Source organism: Pseudomonas sp. 8 R 14, assembly GCF_900005955.1.
GTDB lineage: Bacteria > Pseudomonadota > Gammaproteobacteria > Pseudomonadales > Pseudomonadaceae > Aquipseudomonas > Aquipseudomonas marginalis.
The window spans coordinates 16,774-37,304 of sequence record NZ_CVTH01000042.1 but is presented as its reverse complement, the minus strand read 5'-3'; the positions used below and the strand labels follow the sequence as shown (position 1 = coordinate 37,304).

Genomic DNA, 20,531 nt, shown 5'->3' with positions numbered 1-20,531 from the left:
ACAACAATCGATAGGGCATTCCGGGCTGCTTATCCGTGCAGCGTGTCCAACCATTGGGCGCGGGTGATGCGGTACAAAACGTGGGGGCGCAGCGGGTCATCGGCTGCGACCTTGGGGTGTGCAAAATCTGCCTGGGGATCGTAATGCATACCGATGGCCTGCATGACTTTTTGTGATGGCAGATTGGCTTGAGTGGTGAAGGCGACGATTTCGTCCAACTGCAAACGGTCGAAACCACAGCGCAGCGCGGTCCAGGCCGCCTCACTGGCATAACCCAGGCCCCAATGCTCACGGGCCAGGCGCCAGCCGATTTCCACTGCGGGGGTAAAGCCCGCTTCGAAGCTGACGTTCTGCAACCCGGTCAGGCCGATGAACTCACCCGTGTCCTTGCGTTGCAGGGCCCACAGGCCAAAACCGTATTCGGCGAAGTGGCCGCGAATCCGGCCGATCAGGGCGGCGCTTTCCAGGTGGCTCAATCTGGCCGGGAAATAGCGCATCACCTGCGGGTCGGCACACATGCGCGCGAATTCCGTCAGGTCTGCATCGCGCCACTGGCGCATGACCAGGCGCGCGCTTTCCAATTGCAATATCTCCTCCATGGGTCCCCTCCCCTTGCCATGTGCGTGAGTGTACAGCGCTGGTAAGATCCTTCGCAGACCCCCGTCAGAAAATCCCATGCCTTTGCCATTGATCTACCACGATGACTACAGCCCCGAGTTCCCGGCAGACCACCGGTTCCCCATGGACAAGTTCCGCCTGCTGCGTGACCACCTGGTGGCCAGCGGCCTGACCGAGGACAGCCAATTGCTGCGCCCATCGTTGTGCCCACCGGAGATTCTGGCCCTCGCCCATGAACCTGGGTATATCGAACGCTACATGAGCGGCGAGTTGTCCCGCGAAGACCAACGGCGCCTTGGCCTGCCCTGGAGCGAAGCCCTGGCCCGGCGCACCGTGCGCGCGGTCGGCGGCTCGATCCTGGCGGCGGAGCAGGCGCTGGAACATGGCCTGGCCTGCCACCTGGCGGGCGGTACCCACCACGCCCACTACGACTACCCGGCGGGCTTTTGCATCTTCAATGACCTGGCGGTGATCAGCCATTACCTGCTGGCCAGCGGCCGGGTCAACCGCGTGCTGATCTTCGACTGCGACGTGCACCAGGGCGACGGCACCGCGCGCATCCTCCACGACATGCCGGATGCAATCACCGTGTCCCTGCACTGCGAAAAGAACTTCCCTGCGCGCAAAGCCCAGAGCGATTGGGACATCCCGCTGCCCATGGGCATGGGCGATGCCGACTACCTCACGGTGGTGGACGACGCCCTCAACTACCTGCTGCCGCTCTACCAGCCGGACCTGGTGCTCTACGACGCCGGCGTCGATGTGCACAAGGATGACGCCCTCGGTTACCTCAAGCTGACAGACGCAGGCGTGGCCGCCCGCGATGAAAGCGTGATGCGCCATTGCCTGGGCCGCGACATCCCGGTGATGGGCGTGATCGGTGGCGGCTACAGCAAGGATCGCCCGGCCCTGGCCCGCCGCCACGGGATCCTGCACCACAGCGCGCAGCGGGTGTGGACGTCATCAGGGTGTCATTGAAGTGTGGGCGTTACCCACAATGCCTGTGGAACGGCCTGTGGATAACTTGAGCGTAAGCGTCTGAAAGCCTGCATCCGTATAGCCTGTAGGAAGCTGTACGTTTTTTGATCAGGCAGCGCCGCGCGCCTCGGGTAGAATGCTCGGCCTATTTCCGCGATCGTAGCCCTGCCCATGCCCGATATTTCCTCTCGACACGTCACCATCATCGGCGGTGGCCCTGCCGGGCTGATGGCCGCCGAAGTCTTGAGCCTGGCCGGGGTGCGAGTAGACCTGTACGACGGCATGCCCTCGGTGGGGCGCAAATTCCTGCTGGCCGGCGTGGGCGGCATGAACATCACCCACTCCGAAGCGTACCCCGCGTTCCTGTCGCGCTACGCCGAGCGTGCCGCGAATATGGCGCCGATGCTGCGCGGGTTTGGGGCCGAGGCGTTGTGCGAGTGGATTCATGGTCTGGGTATTCAAACCTTTGTCGGCACCTCCGGTCGTGTATTTCCTACCGATATGAAAGCCGCCCCGCTATTACGTGCCTGGCTCAAACGCCTGCGCGACCAGGGTGTGGTTATCCACACCCGGCACCGTTGGGTGGGCTGGAATGCCGAGGGTGATCTACTTATCCACAGCCCGGACGGCGAAAAAGTTGTTCACAGCGATGCTGTGCTGTTGGCCTTGGGCGGCGGCAGTTGGTCGCGCCTGGGTTCCGACGGCGCCTGGCTCAAGCTGCTGGAGGATAAAGGCGTGCCTTACGTGGCACTGCAACCCAGCAATTGCGGCTTCGAGGTGTCGGCCTGGAGTGAATTGATGGTCAGCAAATTCGCCGGCGCACCGTTGAAAAACGTCGCCATTGGCCTGGGGGATGACAAGCCGCGACTCGGCGAATGCGTGATCACCGCCACCGGTATCGAGGGCAGTTTGATCTACGCGCTGTCGGCGCCGATTCGTGAGGCGATCAACCGTAATGGCTCGGCGACGGTGCATATCGATTTGCTGCCGAGCAAGCCATTGGACAAGGTCCAGGACGCCTTGACCAAGCCGCGTGGCTCACGCTCGATGAGCAAGCATTTGCACAGTCAATTGGGCCTCGATGGGGTCAAGGCGGCGCTGCTGCGCGAGTTGGCACCCGCCGAACACTTCAACGACCCGGCGCAGTTGGCGGGGGCTATCAAGGCGTTGCCGCTGACAGTAGTGAAGACACGGCCGATGGATGAAGCCATCAGCACCGCAGGCGGTGTGCCCTTTGAGGCGTTGGATGAGCGGCTGATGCTCAAGCAATTGCCGGGGGTGTTTTGTGCGGGGGAGATGCTGGACTGGGAAGCGCCGACCGGGGGGTATTTGCTGACGGGGTGTTTTGCCAGTGGCAGAGCGGCTGGGCGGGGGATGTTGGAGTGGCTCAACCGCTGAGATCTGCGGTGGATTCAAAGCCGCCATCGGGGGCAAGCCCCCACAGTTTGATTTGTGAATACATTCAAAATGTGGGAGGGGCTTGCCCCCGATGAGGCCATCAGCCACCCCGCAAAATCACTTCTTCTTACGCGGCCCGGTATTAAACACCGGCACCTTACGCACCGGCTTGATCGAAGGCTCCGACGGCGCCACTTCACCACTGTCCACCCACTTGCCGAGGTTGCGTTTACCACCGCCACCACCGGACGCCTTGGGCTTCTTCGGTTTTTTCGGCTTCTTCACCACCTGACCGCTGGCATCGGTATCCGGCACGCGGTGTTCCGGCTCGAAATCCTGTTCCATCTTGCGGGTCAAGGTCTGGCGGGTCAGCATCTCGATGGCCGACAGCATGTTGACTTCATCGGCGCACACCAGGGAAATCGCCTCACCGGTGTTACCCGCGCGACCGGTCCGGCCGATGCGGTGGATGTAGTCCTCCGCCACGATCGGCAGGTCGAAGTTGACCACCAGCGGCAGGTCTTCGATATCCAGGCCACGGGCCGCTACATCGGTGGCGACCAGGATCTGCACTTCGCTCGATTTGAAACGGTCCAGCGCGCGCTGGCGCGTGGCTTGCGGCTTGTCGCCATGGATGCCATCGGCGTTGATGCCCAGGCCCTGCAACTTATCCACCAGCGCATCCACGCCGTTACGGGTCTTGGCAAACACCAGCACCTGCTTCCAGCGGCCTTTGCGCATCAGGTGCACAAACAGCTCCGCCTTGCGCTTCTTGTCCACCGGCACTACCCATTGCTTGACGGTGTTGGCGGCGACGTTACGCGGGCTGACTTCGATGGTCAGCGGGTCGTTGAGCATCTGCCCGGCCAGCAGGCGAATGTCATCGGAGAAGGTCGCGGAGAACAGTAACGTCTGGCGCTTTTTCGGCAGCATGCGGTAGATGTTCGCCAGTTCTTCGGAGAAGCCCAGGTCGAGCATGCGGTCGGCTTCGTCCAGCACCAGGGTTTGCAGCTGGTTGAGTTTCAGCGCGTTCTGGCGGAACAGGTCGATCAGGCGGCCCGGCGTGGCGACCAGTATGTCGACGCCCTTGCGCAGCTTCATCATCTGCGGGTTGATGCTCACGCCGCCGTACACCGCGTAGGTGGTGAGCGGCAGGTGCTGGGCGTATTCGGCAACGCTGGCGTGAACCTGCTCGGCCAGCTCACGGGTCGGGCACAGGATCAGCGCGCGCGCCGAGTTGGCGGCGACTTTCGGCCCTTCCATGGTCAGCAGTTGCAGCAGCGGCACGGCGAAACCGGCGGTCTTGCCGGTGCCGGTCTGGGCCGCGGCCATCAGGTCGCGACCGGCGAGCACCGCCGGAATGGCTTGCGCCTGCACCGGCGTCGGGGTCTGGTAGCCGAGCGTCTCAAGGGCGCGCAGCAAGGGTTCGATCAGGCCAAGTGTGGCGAAAGTCATGTAGTTACCGTAGGAAAAATTCAGCGCAAGGGCGTAATGCGCGGCAGTTTACCTTATTTCCGGCTTGGGCTTTCGCCACTGGGGCAGGCTGATCAACAGCACGGCGCTGATAATCACCAGCATGGCCAGGGCCTCTTCCAGACCGATGGTCTCGCCGATGAACACAATCCCCAGCAACACTGCGACGGCAGGGTTGACGTAGGCATAGCTGGTCGCGGCTGCCGGGCGTACGTGCTTGAGCAGGTACATATAGGCGTTGAAGGCGATGATCGAGCCGAACACGGCCAGGTAAGCCAGGGCCAGCCAGCCTTCCAGCGGCGGCATGGCTTGCAGGCGCTCACCGGTCAGCGCGCTGGCGATCAACAGTGTCACCCCGGCCACCAGCATTTCTGCGGCACTGGCCATAGCGCCCGGCGGCAACGGCAGGCGCCGGCTCCACACCGAACCAAACGCCCACGACGCCGCTGCAAACAACAATAAAGCGGCGCCCATGGGGCTCGACTGCAACGTGCTGCCCATGTTGAGCATGGCGATGCCGATCATGCCCAGGATCACCCCGGCCCATTCCAGCCGGGTATTGCGCGCGCCCCAGAAATACCCACACAGCAAGGTGAACAACGGCACGGTCGCCACCGCCAGCGCCGCCACGCCGGACGACACCCCAGTGTGCTCGGCCACACTCACCGCGCCATTGCCGAAGGTCAGCAGCAAAATACCGATCTTGGCAGCGGCCTTCCACTGCTCCCAGGTCGGCGCCGGCGCCCCACGCCAACGCAAAAAGCCATACATCGCCGCACCCGCCAGCAAAAAGCGAATGCCGCCCAGCATCAGCGGTGGCCAGTATTCAACGCCGATGCGAATCACCAGGTAGGTGGAACCCCAAATCACATACAGTGCAAAAAAGGCGGCGATCAACGGTAAGGGAAAGCGACGTGTGCCAGGCATTGGGCGGCTCGAAGGCAGAGATAAGAGAGGCTTATTCTAAAAAGGCAGGTTGTTAAACATAAGTTACAAAACCTGTTTAAACCGCCCATACACTTTTCAAAACATGGTTATGAGGGCTATAAACCATGCTTTCGAAAGCCACGCGCAACTGGAGCCTTCCGATGGACAAATACGACCGCATGCTCCTCAGCGCCCTGCTCGAAGACGGCCGCGCCTCCTACGCGCAACTGGCCCGCACGGTAAACCTCTCCGCCCCCGCCGTGGCCGAACGCGTGGCCAAGCTGGAAGCCAGCGGGGTGATCACCGGGTACCAGGCCAAGGTGGATTTTTCGAAAGTGGGCTTGCCGATTCAGTGCGTGATCGAACTGCGGCTGACCAACCACGGCAACCAGAAGGTCTATGACGCACTGGCCGAAATCCCGGAGTTGACCGAATGCCACCGGGTAACGGGCGATCCGTGCGTGATCATGCAAGCGGCGGTGGGCTCGATGCCGGAGCTGGAGAACTTGATCAATCGGCTGGCGAAATTCGGGTTCAGCAAGACCTCGATCATTTTGTCGAGCGCGATCGAGCGGCGGGTGCCGTTGGGGCAGTTGGAGGTCAATGGCAAAACGGTTGCCTGATCTACCGCCATCGGGGCATGGGTATCTACACAACCTTCCAGACCCTGACAAATCTCCCTGTGGCAAGCGGGCTTGTCCCGCGTTGGGCTGCGAAGCAGCCCCAAAACCGGCCTCTACAGAGTGTCTGATACACCGCGTTCTTCTCTACTGGGGCTGCTACGCAGCCCAACGCGGGACAAGCCCGCTCACCACAACAGCTCTATCTGCCGGGCGTTGAGCGTTGAGCCAAAGTTGTTTAGATACCTATGTCCATCGGGAGCAAGCCCCCTCCCACATTTTTTTGAACGGCGTTGTTCTATCAGAACCCGCGATGTTTCTTCAGATGCTCATTGATCTTCGCCGCCGGCACTTTCTGCAGGGTGCACAGCAGGTCGTGGGACAGTTCGCGCAAGCCATGGGTACGCCGCAGTTCCTGGGCCAGGTGCGCCGTGAGGTTGGCGGCCATTTCCGCATCCGCCAGCGCGCGGTGGGCCTGGCCGGTGTGGGGCAGTTTCGCGTAGGCGTTGAGGGTGCCGAGCTTGTGGTTGGGCGCAGCCGGCATCAGGCGGCGGGCCAGCAGCAGGGAGCAGGCGAATTTTTGCAGGCGGGTGCGGCGGATCAGGCCCAGTTCGAAATCCCAGAACTTCTGGTCGAACGCGGCGTTGTGCGCCATCAGCGGCGTGGTGCCGACGAATTCGTTGACTTCGTTCATCACCCGCTCGGCCGGCGGGGCGCTGCGCAGCATGGCGTTGCTGATGCCGGTGAGTTGCTCGATAAAACCGGGCACGCGCACACCGGCGTTCATCAGGCTCTGGTAGCGGTCCACGATCTGGCCGCGCTCGAGGATAACCACCGCGATTTCCGTGGCCCGGCAGTGGCTGCTCGGGGTGATGCCGGTGGTTTCAAAGTCGATGACCGCTATACGTTCCAAACCTGTTCCAACTCCGTCTAACCCTTTATTTATTAAGCCGCTGTGCTTATTTGAGCAGCAACGCGCCTTCGATCGGCACGTAGCGGCTGGCGGCACGTATCAATGAGTTGGCCGTCAGCCCCGGTACACCGTAGGCCACGGCTTCGACGCCGTGCTTGTGGATGATGCGGTCGAGCAGCATGTCGAAATCGCCGTCACCGGAGGCCAGCACAATTTCGTCGACGTGGTCGGCGGCGTCCATGATGTCGATGGTGATGCCCACGTCCCAGTCACCCTTGGCCGAACCGTCGCTGCGCTGGATATACGGCTTGAGCTTTACCGTGAACCCCAGGTTGCGCAGGATCTGCTGGAACTGCTGCTGCTTGCTGTCACCGCGGTCGATGGCATACGCATAGGCCTCGACGATCTGCCCCCGCGCGCTGATATCAGCCCACAGGGCGGCGTAGTTGAAATGGCAACCATAGGCCTGGCGGACGGTGTAGTAGAGGTTTTGTACATCGGCGAACACTGCAATTTTCTTCACCGCACTTCCCCATGACAGCCAGGCGCCAGGGCCCGGAAAGGGTGCCAGTATGCCAGCCGCGAGAAGGTTGCCGGGAAAAATCAGACCGGGGCGGCTCAGCGCCCCGGGCCGGGAGGGTCAGACGAAGGAATCGTCGTCGCCAAAGGAAGAGGAATCGTCGGAATAGTCGCTGTCGGCAAAACTGTCCGAGGCATTGTCGCTGCCCCAGCTGTCATTGCCGGCGAACTTCTGGTCGTCGTTACCCCAGTTGCCGTTGTCACTGGCGGGCGCCGGCTCTTCACGGATGATCTCTTCCACCACCTGCGGCTGTTGCGAGTTGTGGTTGAACAGGCTGCTGATGCCTTCGGCCAGCAACACACCACCGGCCACGCCCGCGGCGGTTTTCATCGCGCCACCGAGGAACCCGCTGCCAATGGGGGCAGCGGCAGGTTGTTGTGGCTGTTGATAGTTCTGTTGCGGCGCTGGCTGGCCAAAGGACGGCCGCGCCGGTTCACGCCAGCCGCCGCCGGAAGAGGCCGGAGCGGTCTGGGCCGGTTGCGGATCACGGGAACCGCCGCCAAAGATGCTCGACAGGAAACCACCGCTGCTCGCCGGGGCCGCTTGTGCGGACTTGGCCCGCTGCAACTCATCCTGCAATTGCTGGATCTGCTGCGCCTGTTGCTTGTTCTGCGCGTCGAGACTCTTGAGCGCGTGTTCCTGAACAAGGATCGACTGGGTCATGTAGTACCCGGCGGCCGGTTGGCGAGTCATATGCTCCTTGATCCGCGCTTCGGCCTGGGCGTCGCGGGGGGCTGAGTCCGTTTCGGCTTGCTGCAACCGTGAAAACAGTCCATCGATCAGGGTTTGCTCTTCGCTGTTCATGGCGACCTCGTTAGATTGCCGGTAGAAATCGTGGCCTTGCCTGTGATCAGGCCAGGTGCTTAACCGTTATGGGGGTGTTACGAGTTGTTTCAATGGTCTTTACTCAAGGTTTACATTTGCTTACCGCTGGCCATGATCGGTTAAAGTGTTGCCCTTGCTTTCAGGCCTGCGATGAACCCGATGAATCCGTTAGACGTATTGCGTGACTCCTTCCGTTTTACCCGAGGCAACCTGGGCGCAATCGTCCAACTGTGCCTGCCATTGGTGATCCTCGAAGCCCTGTTGCAACAGCTGCTCGACCACACGCTCGGCGCGGATGCGTTCCCCGGCTACAGCGTGGTGGTGGGCTTGCTGGTGTACCCGCTGTACACCGGTGCCTTGATCCTGTTTCTCGACGCCCGCACCCGTGGCGAGTCGCCGCGCACCAAGGACATCTGGGCCATGGCCCTGACCCTGTGGCCGCGCTTCGCCCTGCTGACCGCCATGAGTACCCTCCTGATTCTGCTGGGCCTGTCGCTGTATTTCCTGCCGGGCCTGTGGCTGATGGTGGTGTTGGCGTTCGCCGAGTACCTGCTGGTATTGCGCGGCATGCCGGCGCTGGAGGCGATGAAGGAAAGTCTGCGCCTGACCCGTGGGCATTTCTGGCGAATCCTGGTGTGCCTGCTGTGTGTCATGACGCCCCTGTGGCTGCTCAAGGGCGCCAGCGTCGCGGCCTATCCCAACCCCGCGCCGTTGCTGGGGCTGTTGATGGACAGCGCCCACAGCTTCCTGCAACTGTTCACCAGCGTGGTGCTGTTCCGTTTATTCATGCTGATCGGTGGCGATGCCGACGCGCGGTGATATGCTCCACGCCACTCCTGAAACGCCATAAGCCGAGCCGATGACCCGTTTATTGCGCATCACCCTGCTGGGCCTGCTGATCGTCGCAAGCCTGCTGACGGCCCTGATCTACAGCCTGACCTGGCGCCCCGCCGCCAAGGAGACCCTGCCCGTCAGTTGCGTCGCGCCCCGTGCGCCAACCCTGTTGCCCGGGCAGGCGCTCAAGGTCATGACCTGGAACGTGCAATACCTGGCCGGCAAGAACTACGTGTTCTGGTACGACACTGCCGACGGCAGCGGCCCGGACGACCGCCCCACCGTAGAGGACATGGCCGCCAGCCTCGACGAAGTGGCGCGGGTGGTTCGCGATGAACAACCCGACATCCTGCTGTTGCAGGAACTCGACGAAAACGCCAAGCCTTCCCACTATCAGGACCAACTGGCGCTTTTGCAGGAGCGCCTGGTCGACCTCTACCCGTGCAGTGCCCAGGCCTTCGACTGGAAAGCCGACTTCGTGCCCGACCGGCATATCTTCGGCAGCGTCGGCCGCAAGCTGGCCACCCTGAGCCGCTACCAGATCGAACACGCCGAACGCCTGCAATTGCCGGCGCCCGAGGCCAATATCATCAGCAGCCAGTTCCAACCCAAGCCGGCCTTGCTGCTGACCTACCTGCCGCTGAGCGATGGCGGCCAACTGGCGGTGCTCAACACCCGCCTGGATGGCGACGCGCCGGGGCGCAGTGCGGTGCAGGAACAGGTCATCAGCACGGTCAAGCTGTTGGATAAATTCGAAGGCCGTGGCACGCCCTGGCTGATCGGCGGCGATTTCAACCTGCTGCCCCTGGGGCAGTTCCTGCGTTTGGAGGCGGGTAAGCGCGGGCAGTATTCGCCGGACAGCGAGCTGCATTTACTGTGGGACAAGTACCCGATGATCCCGAGCAACAGCCAATCCAGTGGGATTGATCGTGAGAAATGGCTGACGTACTTTCCCAATGACCCGAGCATCGATGGCCCGGATCGCACCGTCGATTACCTGTTCTACAGCCCGCGGATCAAGCGGGTGGAGGCCAAGGTGCGGCAGGAGGATACGTTGCGTATTTCCAACCATCTGCCGGTGATTGCGCGGTTCCTGTTGCCCGCCGCGCAATAACCCACACAACAAGATTAATGTGGGAGGGCCGGTGCGACGATTCGACTTGCCCCCTCCCACATTTGAATCTCTGCCACGCTTACTTTCGGGGTTTGATCCGCGCGGTCGGCTCGGCTATCAGCGGATCATCCGGCCAGTAATGCTTGGGATACCTGCCCTTCAGATCCTTCTTCACTTCGGCGTAGGTACTGCGCCAGAAGTTCGCCAGATCCTGGGTCACCTGCACCGGCCGCCGCGCCGGGGACAGCAGGTGCAACTTCACCACTTGGCGCCCGCCGGCAATGCGCGGGGTGTCGGCCAGGCCGAACAGTTCCTGCAAGCGCACCGCCAGGATCGGCGGCTGTTCGCTGTAGTCCAACCGCACCGATGAACCCGATGGCACCTTCACATGCTGCGGTGCCAGTTCGTCCAGGCGCTGGGGCAGCGGCCAGGGCAGCAGGTTGTGCAGGTAGCTGGAGATATCCAGGTTGGCGAAGTGACTCAGGCGCGAGACTTTGCCCAGGTAGGGCATCAGCCAGTGCTCCAGGCCGGCGAGCAGGGCGCTGTCGCTGACGTCGGGCCATTCGCTGGTTTTGCCGGCGTCCAACTGGCGCAACAGCAGGACGCGGGATTGCCATTGGCGCAGTTCCGGGGTCCAGGGCAGCAGCTCCAGGCCTTTGCGCCGCACCAGGTTGACCAGCGCCTGGCTGCGCGCGGCTTCGTCGAGGCCGGTGAGCGGTTCGCGGCTGAGCACCAGTTCACCGACTTTGCGCTGGCGTTCGGCGCGCAGCACGCCTTCGCGCTCGTCCCAGTCCAGTTGATCGACGTTGCGCACTTGTTCCGCGAGCACCGTGTCGAACAGCGCCGGATCGAAGTCCGCCGCCAGATAAATACGCTCTTCACGCTGGCCCTGGCGGCTGCCGAGGTCGGCGATCACCAGCCAAGGTTGTTTCATCAGGCTGTCGGCCTCGGCGAATAATGCCGCGCGGCCATTGGCCAGGCGATATTCGGCACCGCCGGGGCGACGTTGCTGGGCGACACGGTCCGGGTAGGCCAGCGCCAGCAAGGCGCCGAGCCAGCGCGGGTGGTCGGGGTCGGCCACCGGCCGGGTCGCCTGGCCTCTCAAATGGCCACGGTATTGCCGCGCCAGTTGCTTGGCGCGTTGCACGCCGCCTTGAGTACCGCGCGCACGCTCTTCACCGGACATCAGCGCCAGGCGGCTGTGCAAATCCGCGCCGCCACCACGCAAAATATCGCGCTCGCCCAACAGTGCCGCGACATCACAGGCCGTGGCCGCCAGCCCCAGGTCCTGCCCGCGCAGCAACAAATGGGCGATGCGTGGATGGGCCGGCAGCTCGGCCATCTTCTGGCCATGTGCCGTGAGTTTTTCGTCATTCAAGGCCCCGAGGCGTACCAGCAAATCCTGGGCCTGGGCATAGGCGGCGGTGGGTGGCACATCGAGCCACACGAGCTGTGGGGGCGTGACGCCCCAGCGCGCCAGCTGCAAGGCCAGGCCAGCGAGGTCGGCGGCGAGGATTTCCGCACTGCCATACGCGGCCAGCCCTTCATGCTGGTCTTCGGACCACAACCGATAACACACCCCCGGCTCCAACCGCCCGGCCCGGCCCGCGCGCTGGGTGGCGCTGGCGCGGGAGATGCGCTGGGTGTCGAGGCGGGTCATGCCGCTGCCGGGGTCGAAACGCGGCACTCGCGCCAACCCGGCATCGATCACCACACGCACGCCGTTGATGGTCAGGCTGGTCTCGGCGATGTTGGTGGCGAGCACCACTTTGCGTTTACCGGCCGGTGCCGGATCGATGGCCGCGCGCTGGGCGTTGAGGTCCAGCTCGCCATGCAGCGGGCAAAGCAACACGTCAGGGCTATTCCCCAGGGCGTCGGCCAGTTGCTGGTTGACCCGGCGAATTTCCGCCTGACCCGGCAGGAACACCAGCACGCTGCCGGTTTCATCGTGCAGGGCTTCGAGGATGGTTTGCACCACGCGCGGCTCGATAAATTCACCGGCCTGGTACGGCCGCCCCCAACGCATCTGCACCGGGAACATGCGCCCCTCGCTGCGCAGGATCGGCGCATCGTCCAGCAGGCTGGCCAGGCGCTCGCCTTCAAGGGTGGCGGACATCAGCAGGATTTTCAGCGGTTGCTCGTCGCGAAACAGGTCGCGGCCGTTCAGGCTCAAGGCCAGTGCCAGGTCGGCGTCGAGGCTGCGCTCGTGGAATTCGTCGAAGATCAGCAGACCGACACCGTCCAGTGCCGGATCGTCCTGCAAACGACGGGTGAGGATGCCTTCGGTGACCACTTCGATGCGCGTGTTGGGCCCGACCTTGCTGTCGAGACGGATGCGATAGCCGACGGTTTCACCGACTTTCTCCCCCAGTTCGCTGGCCAGGCGTTCCGCGGCGGCACGGGCGGCCAGGCGCCGGGGTTCGAGCATCAGGATGGTCTGCCCCGCCAGCCAAGGCTCATTCAACAAGGCCAAGGGCACGCGGGTGGTTTTACCGGCGCCGGGCGGCGCTTCCAGCACGGCTTCATGGCGATTCGCCAAGGCGTCACGCAGGGCGGGTAAAACATCATCAATGGGCAACGAATTCATACTGGCTCCCGAATAGGTCGGGAATGATAACAATGCCCTTTCTAATGCACGACTCAAAACGGTCGCGCTTTCAGAACCTCCATTACACGCTGAGCCTGGAGCATCATGGATGCCGTATCAGAACAACGGAACTCGACCAGCTCACAAATTTTCTGTAAATCGCTGTGGAGATTGCGATTGAAAATAGGCTCGTGATGGGCAATTCGATTTCGCAGGTGGCGTATCGTCTCCAAGTCGCAAGCAATTCGCTGTCGATGGAGTTTCACTGATCCACTGGGATCAAGGTTGGGAAACAATTGGAAAAGATAGGGCTCCCATAGCCGCTGATCATTTCGCTTGGTGAATTGTTTTTCCCAAAATACATTTTTGAGCTCTGTAACAACGCCACCCGTTGTTCGGTGCTTTTCACGGGTTCGACCCAGGTCCATCTTCGCGTCGTATCTCGCCCCTGCGCCAGTAGGAAGGCTGCGCAACAGGCCAACACTCCACGGCCATTCAGACCCGTATCTAAGAATCAGCGCCTCGGAGACAGCATTTCGTACAACCACTTCGCAGATATGTAAGGGGATCAGAAAGACACCGGATACTTGCGCATTCCATGCATAAAGCTCTACTGCACGCTCTATTGGCAAACCCGCACCCACAGTGGCCGACTCATACGTCGCAATTCTTGCCTCTGAAAGAGACGCTCGCAAGGCTTGAAGGTGGCGCATCTCGGGTACAGCTCCCATAAAGAGAATAGGCTCCAAGCCCGCAATCTGCGCCGCCGCAGCCATCTCTGGCTGGACGGCGCACGTAGCTGTCGATGACAATGACATTGACGACATCCCAGTACTTCCCTATAGTCGACTCACTAGCCGAGGGACTTGTTGGCGAAAGCCTCCCCCCACGGACGTACGAAAGTGATTCAAAAAAAGGCCCACCCTTCGGTGGGCTTTTTTGTTTCTGATGATTTTCACCGATCCGTTAATGATCAGACATGACCGACCCACTCACGAAGCTGTGTCAACCTCGCCTCAAGTGTTTCAAGTTCTGTTTTGAGTTGAGCACGCTCCGCCCGCAAGATCGCTAAATCAATTTGCTCTTCATCCTCGGCTATCTCGACATAGCGGGCCACATTGAGGTTGTAATCATTCGCTTCAATTTCCGTGCGTGAAACCAGCGTTGCATAACGCTCTACACTTTGGCGGTTATCGTAAGTCTGCTCAATTCGATCCAGATCAGCATCGCGCAGCGAGTTCCAAATCTTTCCTGGCTGGAAATCACGACTGGCATCTATAAAGAGCACATCATCACCCGACTTGTTCTTACGCAGAATCAGAATTGCCAACGGGATTGATGTGTACGACAGCATTTTGGCCGGCAGACCAATCACTGCATCAACCAAATTCTCTTCGATAAATTGCTTTCTGATTTGCAGCTCTGCGGCGCCTCTGAAAAGCACCCCCAGAGGCACGAGCACAGCCATGCGCCCAACTTCAGATGCGAGCGTTTCAACCATGTGGCTTATGTACGCGTAGTCACCCGAAGTGCGCGGAGGAACACCTCGCCAAAAACGCCGATATCCATCTCTCTCAGCATCTTCATGGCCCCAGTCCCGAACGGAAAAGGGAGGATGAGAGACCACCACCTGAAACTTAATCAGATCGCCGTTCGCCTCCACCAACTTTGGATTGCGTAGCGTATCTCCCCACTCCAGCCGAAAATGGGTTTCACCGTGAAGGATCATACTCATCCGCGCCAACGATAAAGTACTGCCGTTAGCTTCTTGCCCATAGAGTGAACACCCCCACGTGCAAGGCGATTTCAGAGCATATTCGTTGCAGGCAATCAGTGTGGAAGCCACGCCACAAAACGGATCACTTATGCGTTCACCCCCTACGGGCCGCATCAAACGAGCCATCAACCTGGAAATCTGCGGCGTCGTGAAAAACTCACCACCTCGCTTACCACTGTTGCTTGAGGCATGCGTCAAAACCGCGTCACACGCCCAAGCTGCAGCCTCTTTCGCGCCATCTCGAACAGGGCGAAAATCCAGCGCGTCACAATTTAATGCGTGAAGCAGGCTACCCAGGGCACGGTCTTTTGGCGTCTCATTACCCAGTACGATGGAGTCGAAATCTATGCCCAGAAAGGCATCTTTCAATTCGTAATTAGCACTCTGCAATGCAGCAAGAGCCTGGTTCAGACGATTGCCATTTCCCGGCTCGCGAGCATTGCTCAGTAATCGATAGAAGTCCGCTTTCTCAGGCACAATAAAGCGCGCGTCCTCCATCGCTTTATGTTCTTTGCGAGGCTCGTCAAGAAGCACATCGGACAAGTACTTGAGCAAGAGCAGCGCCATGGTGAAGCTGACGCTTTCAATCGGATCACCGTACCCGCGAAAGACATCGGCACTTCGCAAAACAGCCTCGTCAATTTCACCTTTCCTGTCTTGATCAAGCATGGCGAACCCCCTCTCGCAAAATGAGGTTAGTGAGAAATGTCGTTTCCAATCGATCAAGCTCGCTCAAACGGTGCCTGATAGCGGCCATCTTTTCCGTGGTCTCGTCCATTTCAGCAATTTGCTTTTGCCTGTCCATCGCCGGAACTTCGATTTCCAAGGAAAGCAGGGCCGATTTGGTGAGTGCCTTAATGCCGGTACCCGTCAACATCACACTTATCTTTACCTGCGTTGCGGGCTGATTGAGATACCAGGCAAGGAAACGACCATTCAAGTTGGTTTCGGGGGTAATTACGTTCAACTGCCCCATTGGAAACACAGGCTCTTCAGCGCCCTCAAAAAACCAGGCTTTGTAATAGTCTCCGCGTGAGGGCAGGACAACGTCGCCTGGACGCAGGCAATGGGACAGATATTTTTCATCCAGCCACACGCGAGGGAGTTCATGCCAATGCAGTGGCTTGCTTGATACCAGGTCTCTGATCGCTACCGCACGCACATTGCCGTCTGGATTTTCCTGAGGTGGGTTGCTTCTAAAAACCACTGCCGTGCGAATTTTGGTAAGCTTCATAAGGTCAACGCTGTAGAGCTCTTCTGTAATGTTGCGGCAATATATGTCACGGCCTGCATAACAAGCAAGCAGTAGATTGCTACTGCATATAATTATTTGTGACGTTTCAGATTGTTTACGGCGTTCCAAGTATCAGATGTTGATGCCGACGGCATAAGTCCAAGAGCACCACGCACATTCAAGCCCAAGCGTTATTTTTAGCCTCTTTTGCGAGCAAGCTCGCTCTTACAGGAGATTTTCCATGCGTATCGCTTCCCGTGTCATCGGCGGTGTCCTCGCCGTCACCCTGCTGAGCCAACTCACCGCCTGCGGGTCGATTTTCTACCCCGACCGCCGTGGCCAGATCGATGGCAAGATCGACCCGACCATTGCCGTGCTCGATGCCGTGGGCCTGTTGTTCTACGTGATCCCTGGCCTGATCGCATTCGGCGTCGACTTCGCCACGGGCGCGATCTATTTCGAACCCGGCAAGACTGCCCAGGTTGACCCGGAAAAACTCCACGAAGCCATCGGCGCCGACGGCAAGGTCGACAACGCCAAGCTGCAAAGCATCATCCAGAAGGAAACCGGTCGCACCCTGCCGCTGGACGATCCACGCATGATCCAGTTCAAGGGCAGCGTGCAACAACTTGCGCTCCTGGGCCTGCAACCCGCCGCCTAAGGATCGTTTATGACCAGCAGTCCCGAACACGCCCGGCTATTACGCCTGGCCACCCGCGCCTCGGTGGGCGTGGCCTGTGCGTTGATCGTCACCAAGGCGATTGCCTGGTGGCTCAGCGGCTCGGTGAGCATGCTCGCCGGGTTGACCGACTCACTGCTCGATGGCGTGACCTCGCTGCTGAACCTGCTGGCCGTGCATTACGCCCTGCGCCCGGCCGATGACGATCACCGTTACGGCCATGGCAAGGCGGAGTCGCTGGCGGGCATGGCCCAGGCGTTGTTCATTGGTGGCAGTGCGGTGTTGATCGCCTTGCAGGCCTACGAGCGCCTGCAGCATCCGGAACCGGTTGGCGCGCCGTGGCTGAGCATTGGGGTGATCGTGTTTTCCCTGGTACTGACCGTGGCGCTGCTGATGCTGCAACACCGGGTTGTGCGCGAAACCGGCTCCAATGCCGTGCGAGCGGACTCGTTGCACTACCGCTCGGACCTGCTGCTCAACGGCAGCATCCTGGTGGCGCTGGTGCTGGCGGGCATAGGCTTTCATCAAGTCGACGCCTGGTTCGGCCTGGGCATCGCCGCCTACATTTTGTGGAGCGCAATCCAGATCGCCAGGGAAAGCTTTGCGGTGTTGATGGACGAGGAACTGCCGCCGGACGTCAGCCAGCACATGCTGGAACTGGCGCGAAGCGTACCGGGGGTGTTGGGTGCCCATGACCTGCGCACGCGCATCTCCGGCAACCACTGGTTCGTGCAGTTGCACCTGGAACTACCGGGGGAGCTGACGCTGTCAGTGGCCCACGGCATCAGCGACCAGGCCGCCGATGCCATTCACGCAGCCTACCCGCGCGCCGAAGTGCTGGTGCATGCGGATCCTGCGGATCAGGTACAAGCTGCAAGCTATAAGCCGCAAGCTTGAAGCTTGAAGCTTGCAGCTGTCCCTATTGCACCTGATACCCGCGACTGCTCAGGCAGTTGCCCTGGGCCTGGCGGTAGGTTTGCACCACCGCCGGGTCAGGCGCGTAGGTGACGGCCTGCGGGTCGAAGCCGCTTTGTTGCACTGCCCAGCGATAACAGTCGTAGCCGTCCTGCTGCACTTGCGCCGGTGACTGCCCGTTGGCGGGATAGGCCACCACATCATAACCATTGCCTTGGGGTGCTGGCTGCGGTGCCAGCACTTGCGTCGGCGGTTGTACCACTACGTATTGCTGGGTGCTTTGTTCGTAGGCGTAGTAGGCGCCGGCGGCCAGGAATAGCAGCGAACCACCCACCCACACTTCACGCGCGTAGTCGGGCAAGTAATGCACGCGGATGCCATACGGCGGCGCCACGACCACATAGCGCGGGCCTTGGGGGCGGTACCAGTAGCCGCCGGAGAAGAAGTAATCCTGGCCACGGTACGGCACGCGGTAATTGCGGTCGGGGAAGCGGTCGACGGTATAACCGGGACGATATTGCGGGCCAGGGCCCCAGCCGTTGCCATGGCCATCGGGGCGACCTGGCCAGCGGTTATCGTTGGGATGCCCGTTGTAGCCCGGCCGCGAACCTGGGCCGCCGGCCTCCCAATTGCGGTTGTCGTCGTTGCGTCGAGGAATGTCACGGTAGTAACCCTGACGCGGCTCCTGGGTCTGGCGCACGGTATCGGGGCGACTCTGGATCGGCAGGTTATTCGCAGGCTGCGGGGCTGGCCGAGGCTGTTCGGCACCTGGCGGGCGACCTTGCCACTGCCCGCCGTGGGGCGGTTGCTCGGCACGATCAAAATGCGGGTTCTGTGGACGGGGCTGATTGTTTTCCGGCCGGGGTTGATTGTTCTGTGGACGCGGCTGGTTATTCTGCGGGCGCGGCTGTTCGTTACCCTCCGGCCCTCTTTCATGCTGGCCGCCCCCCTCAGGGCGCGGCTCGTCGGCCATCACTTGCGTGCCGACGGTGACTATCAGCAAACCTACACCTGCCATACGCCAGATGCGCTTCATGCTATTCCTCACTGCGGATAAGGGCCTGGAAGGTCCGGCCTCATAGATAAGACTGGAAAAGCCTCACCCGGTTCTGAGACAGGTTATCAGTCACAAGAACAATTTTCTTAAGGCAAAAGAAAAGGGGTGACCCGTCGGCCACCCCTTGAGAACTTCGTCCATGCTCAACGCTTTTGACGTTGGCTCACCTCACGCCGTCTTGTGGACAGTGTGCAGCCTGGAGGCCGGCTCGACCCTGCTGGGGTGGCGGCCGCAGCACGCCTGATTGGGCGAGCTGCTGTGGACTGTTGTCCAGGCGGTGATTCTGTTGATAAAGATACAGGCCAGCGCCGGACAGATGATTGCGAAGATTGCGTCAATAAACAGTGCTTGCGCAATTTTTAACCCTTCATGGATAATTCACCGCAATAGTTACGACAAAGGCCAACCCGATGAGCAAGCTTGACCGATACGACCTGAGTATTTTGGCGGAATTGCAGCGCGACGCGAGGATCTCCAACCAGGAGTTGGCCGAGCGTATCGGCCTGTCGCCTTCGCCCTGCTCACGCCGGGTCAAGCAGTTGGAGGACGACGGCTACATCGCGCGCCAGGTCGCCCTGCTCGACCGCAAGATGCTCGGCCTGAGCCTCACGGCCTATGTGCTGATCGGCATGGACCGCCACACCCCCGAGCGTTTCGAGAACTTCGAAGCAGCCATCCGCACCCTGCCCCAGGTGCTGGAATGCAGTTTGGTGACGGGGATGGATGCTGACTATCAGTTGAAAGTGGTGGTGCCGGACATGGACCACTATCAGAAACTGCTGCTGGGCCACCTCACTCGGATCGAAGGCGTGACCAGCGTGCGCTCGAGCTTTGTGCTGAACCAGGTGCTCAACAGCACCGAGCTGCCGCTGACCCACCTGCGCACCTGATCCCATGAACAATGAAGATCAAATGTGGGAGGGGGCTTGCCCCCGATGGAGTATCAGTCACCAGATACACAGCCTGACACACCGCTATCGGAGGCAAGCCCCCTCCCACATTTGGCCTGTGTTTCAACAGTGAAGTCTGCGTGCGACGCACCGACGCAGGTCAATGTTGCGCCTGTGACGCTGCCGTATACTTGCCGCCTGCCCCGTTGGAAGAGCCCATGAACAACATCGACCCCGCCCTGTTCGAAGAATGGATGATGACCGGCCTGGTCACTATCCTGATCATTTTCATGGGCTTTATCGTCTGGGACCTGGCGAAGAAATCCAAGGCCGGGCGCTTTGGTTCGTTCATCCTGTTTTTCGTATTGGGCCTGGGCGTGGCCGCGTTCATCATCAAGAGCGTGGTGATCGGCCTCATCGAGTCTGGCGCTTTATAAACGCGCAGGTACTTCCTTCCATTGGCCTTGGTCCAGGCCGTCGATTGTCCAATCGCCAATACGCACCCGCACCAGGCGCAAGGTCGGCAGGCCCACGGCGGCGGTCATGCGCCGAACCTGGCGATTACGCCCCTCTCGAATCACCAGCTCAAGCCAGTACGTCGGTAGGTTTTTGCGAAAGCGCACCGGCGGGTTGCGCGGCCATAACGCCGGTTCATCCAGACGCCGGGCCTCGGCGGGCAAGGTTTTGCCGTCGTTGAGTTCCACCCCGTCGCGCAGGCGTTGCAGCAATGCTTCGGTGGGTTCGCCTTCCACCTGCACCCAGTAGGTTTTCGCCAGCTTGTGCTTGGGGTCGGCAATACGCGCCTGCAACTGGCCGTCGTTGGTCAGCAACAACAGACCTTCGCTGTCACGGTCCAGGCGGCCTGCCGGGTAGATGCCGGGGATGTCGATAAAGTCCTTGAGCGTCGCGCGCCCGCCTTCGTCGCTGAACTGGGTCAGCACATCGAAGGGTTTATTGAACAGCACCAACTTCGGCTCGGCCGGTGGCGCCTTGGCAACACGGCGCGCGGCAGAATACGGAGGTTTCACGCCAGGGCGGCGCGAATCGGGACGGGTGGGACGGGACATGGCAAAGGAACATCTAACGGTCAGGACCGACAATGCTAGTGGCCT

At 60.8% G+C, this 20,531-nt stretch carries 21 protein-coding genes; 9 read left to right on the top strand and 12 right to left on the bottom strand.

From position 1 onward, the window contains the following. Nucleotides 1-29 precede the first annotated feature (29 nt). Complete coding sequence (locus BFQ01_RS09035) at nucleotides 30-599, bottom strand: GNAT family N-acetyltransferase (protein WP_065924998.1); 570 nt, start codon at nucleotides 597-599, stop codon at nucleotides 30-32. Nucleotides 600-675: 76 nt separating this feature from the next. On the opposite strand from BFQ01_RS09035, the gene BFQ01_RS09030 reads away from it, so the two are divergent. Further along, nucleotides 676-1,596, top strand: coding sequence for a histone deacetylase family protein (locus tag BFQ01_RS09030; protein WP_065924997.1), 921 nt, complete (start codon nucleotides 676-678; stop codon nucleotides 1,594-1,596). A 171-nt stretch (nucleotides 1,597-1,767) separates the two neighbouring features. Further along, nucleotides 1,768-2,994, top strand: coding sequence for a TIGR03862 family flavoprotein (locus tag BFQ01_RS09025; protein ID WP_065924996.1), 1,227 nt, complete (start codon nucleotides 1,768-1,770; stop codon nucleotides 2,992-2,994). 117 nt (nucleotides 2,995-3,111) lie between these two features. Here the strand turns inward: BFQ01_RS09025 and BFQ01_RS09020 are convergent, their stop codons facing one another. Next, entirely contained in the window at nucleotides 3,112-4,449 is a 1,338-nt protein-coding gene (locus tag BFQ01_RS09020; RefSeq protein WP_065924995.1) for a DEAD/DEAH box helicase, read from the bottom strand. 48 nt (nucleotides 4,450-4,497) lie between these two features. Next, the gene (gene yedA / locus BFQ01_RS09015; protein ID WP_065924994.1) at nucleotides 4,498-5,394 is read right to left on the bottom strand and encodes a drug/metabolite exporter YedA; all 897 of its coding nucleotides are present in this window, start codon (nucleotides 5,392-5,394) and stop codon (nucleotides 4,498-4,500) included. A gap of 161 nt (nucleotides 5,395-5,555) precedes the next feature. On the opposite strand from yedA, the gene BFQ01_RS09010 reads away from it, so the two are divergent. Further along, nucleotides 5,556-6,017, top strand: a complete 462-nt coding sequence (locus BFQ01_RS09010) for an Lrp/AsnC family transcriptional regulator (RefSeq protein WP_065924993.1) — start codon at nucleotides 5,556-5,558, stop codon at nucleotides 6,015-6,017. A 298-nt stretch (nucleotides 6,018-6,315) separates the two neighbouring features. Here BFQ01_RS09010 and BFQ01_RS09005 read toward each other — a convergent pair whose 3' ends face one another. The 3 genes from BFQ01_RS09005 to BFQ01_RS08995 all read right to left on the bottom strand — a co-directional run bounded on the left by BFQ01_RS09005 (nucleotide 6,316) and on the right by BFQ01_RS08995 (nucleotide 8,311). Beyond that, a complete protein-coding gene (locus tag BFQ01_RS09005; RefSeq protein WP_065924992.1) occupies nucleotides 6,316-6,927 on the bottom strand; it encodes a 3'-5' exonuclease in 612 nt (203 codons plus the stop codon). Between the two features lie 46 nt (nucleotides 6,928-6,973). Continuing rightward, nucleotides 6,974-7,450, bottom strand: a complete 477-nt coding sequence (locus tag BFQ01_RS09000; protein ID WP_034117765.1) for a LabA-like NYN domain-containing protein — start codon at nucleotides 7,448-7,450, stop codon at nucleotides 6,974-6,976. Between the two features lie 117 nt (nucleotides 7,451-7,567). Beyond that, nucleotides 7,568-8,311 carry a DUF2076 domain-containing protein gene (locus BFQ01_RS08995; protein ID WP_065924991.1) on the bottom strand — a complete coding sequence of 248 codons (744 nt, stop codon included), beginning with the start codon at nucleotides 8,309-8,311 and terminating at the stop codon, nucleotides 7,568-7,570. A gap of 180 nt (nucleotides 8,312-8,491) precedes the next feature. Here BFQ01_RS08995 and BFQ01_RS08990 point away from each other — a divergent pair, with 180 nt between their 5' ends. Both BFQ01_RS08990 and BFQ01_RS08985 read left to right on the top strand, forming a co-directional pair. Then, the gene (locus tag BFQ01_RS08990; RefSeq protein WP_065925008.1) at nucleotides 8,492-9,151 is read left to right on the top strand and encodes a YciC family protein; all 660 of its coding nucleotides are present in this window, start codon (nucleotides 8,492-8,494) and stop codon (nucleotides 9,149-9,151) included. Nucleotides 9,152-9,191: 40 nt separating this feature from the next. Beyond that, on the top strand, nucleotides 9,192-10,280 hold the full coding sequence (locus tag BFQ01_RS08985) for an endonuclease/exonuclease/phosphatase family protein (protein ID WP_065924990.1): 1,089 nt from the start codon (nucleotides 9,192-9,194) through the stop codon (nucleotides 10,278-10,280). A gap of 79 nt (nucleotides 10,281-10,359) precedes the next feature. Here the strand turns inward: BFQ01_RS08985 and hrpB are convergent, their stop codons facing one another. From hrpB to BFQ01_RS08965, 4 genes are all read right to left on the bottom strand, one after another. After that, on the bottom strand, nucleotides 10,360-12,867 hold the full coding sequence (gene hrpB / locus BFQ01_RS08980) for an ATP-dependent helicase HrpB (RefSeq protein WP_065924989.1): 2,508 nt from the start codon (nucleotides 12,865-12,867) through the stop codon (nucleotides 10,360-10,362). A 53-nt stretch (nucleotides 12,868-12,920) separates the two neighbouring features. Then, nucleotides 12,921-13,685 (bottom strand): hypothetical protein, encoded by a 765-nt coding sequence (locus tag BFQ01_RS08975; protein WP_235865611.1) that lies wholly within the window; start codon nucleotides 13,683-13,685, stop codon nucleotides 12,921-12,923. A 155-nt stretch (nucleotides 13,686-13,840) separates the two neighbouring features. Further along, on the bottom strand, nucleotides 13,841-15,313 hold the full coding sequence (locus BFQ01_RS08970; protein ID WP_065924988.1) for an HsdM family class I SAM-dependent methyltransferase: 1,473 nt from the start codon (nucleotides 15,311-15,313) through the stop codon (nucleotides 13,841-13,843). Further along, nucleotides 15,306-15,878, bottom strand: coding sequence for a restriction endonuclease subunit S (locus BFQ01_RS08965; RefSeq protein WP_065924987.1), 573 nt, complete (start codon nucleotides 15,876-15,878; stop codon nucleotides 15,306-15,308). Before BFQ01_RS08965 ends, BFQ01_RS08970 begins: the two co-directional genes overlap by 8 nt. A 241-nt stretch (nucleotides 15,879-16,119) precedes the next feature. On the opposite strand from BFQ01_RS08965, the gene BFQ01_RS08960 reads away from it, so the two are divergent. Continuing rightward, nucleotides 16,120-16,539, top strand: a complete 420-nt coding sequence (locus BFQ01_RS08960; RefSeq protein WP_027605268.1) for a hypothetical protein — start codon at nucleotides 16,120-16,122, stop codon at nucleotides 16,537-16,539. A 9-nt stretch (nucleotides 16,540-16,548) separates the two neighbouring features. Next, complete coding sequence (locus BFQ01_RS08955; RefSeq protein WP_065924986.1) at nucleotides 16,549-17,454, top strand: cation diffusion facilitator family transporter; 906 nt, start codon at nucleotides 16,549-16,551, stop codon at nucleotides 17,452-17,454. 22 nt (nucleotides 17,455-17,476) lie between these two features. On the opposite strand, the gene BFQ01_RS08950 is transcribed toward BFQ01_RS08955, so the two are convergent. After that, nucleotides 17,477-18,508 carry a DUF6515 family protein gene (locus BFQ01_RS08950; RefSeq protein WP_065924985.1) on the bottom strand — a complete coding sequence of 344 codons (1,032 nt, stop codon included), beginning with the start codon at nucleotides 18,506-18,508 and terminating at the stop codon, nucleotides 17,477-17,479. A 431-nt stretch (nucleotides 18,509-18,939) separates the two neighbouring features. Between BFQ01_RS08950 and BFQ01_RS08945 the strand changes: the two genes are divergently transcribed. Together BFQ01_RS08945 and BFQ01_RS08940 are read left to right on the top strand one after the other, a co-directional pair. Then, the gene (locus tag BFQ01_RS08945) at nucleotides 18,940-19,419 is read left to right on the top strand and encodes an Lrp/AsnC family transcriptional regulator (RefSeq protein WP_003194418.1); all 480 of its coding nucleotides are present in this window, start codon (nucleotides 18,940-18,942) and stop codon (nucleotides 19,417-19,419) included. Between the two features lie 227 nt (nucleotides 19,420-19,646). Beyond that, the gene (locus BFQ01_RS08940; RefSeq protein ID WP_025999909.1) at nucleotides 19,647-19,856 is read left to right on the top strand and encodes a DUF2788 domain-containing protein; all 210 of its coding nucleotides are present in this window, start codon (nucleotides 19,647-19,649) and stop codon (nucleotides 19,854-19,856) included. On the opposite strand, the gene BFQ01_RS08935 is transcribed toward BFQ01_RS08940, so the two are convergent. Further along, nucleotides 19,851-20,486, bottom strand: coding sequence for a pseudouridine synthase (locus tag BFQ01_RS08935; RefSeq protein ID WP_027605265.1), 636 nt, complete (start codon nucleotides 20,484-20,486; stop codon nucleotides 19,851-19,853). The genes BFQ01_RS08940 and BFQ01_RS08935 overlap by 6 nt on opposite strands. Nucleotides 20,487-20,531: the final 45 nt, after the last annotated feature.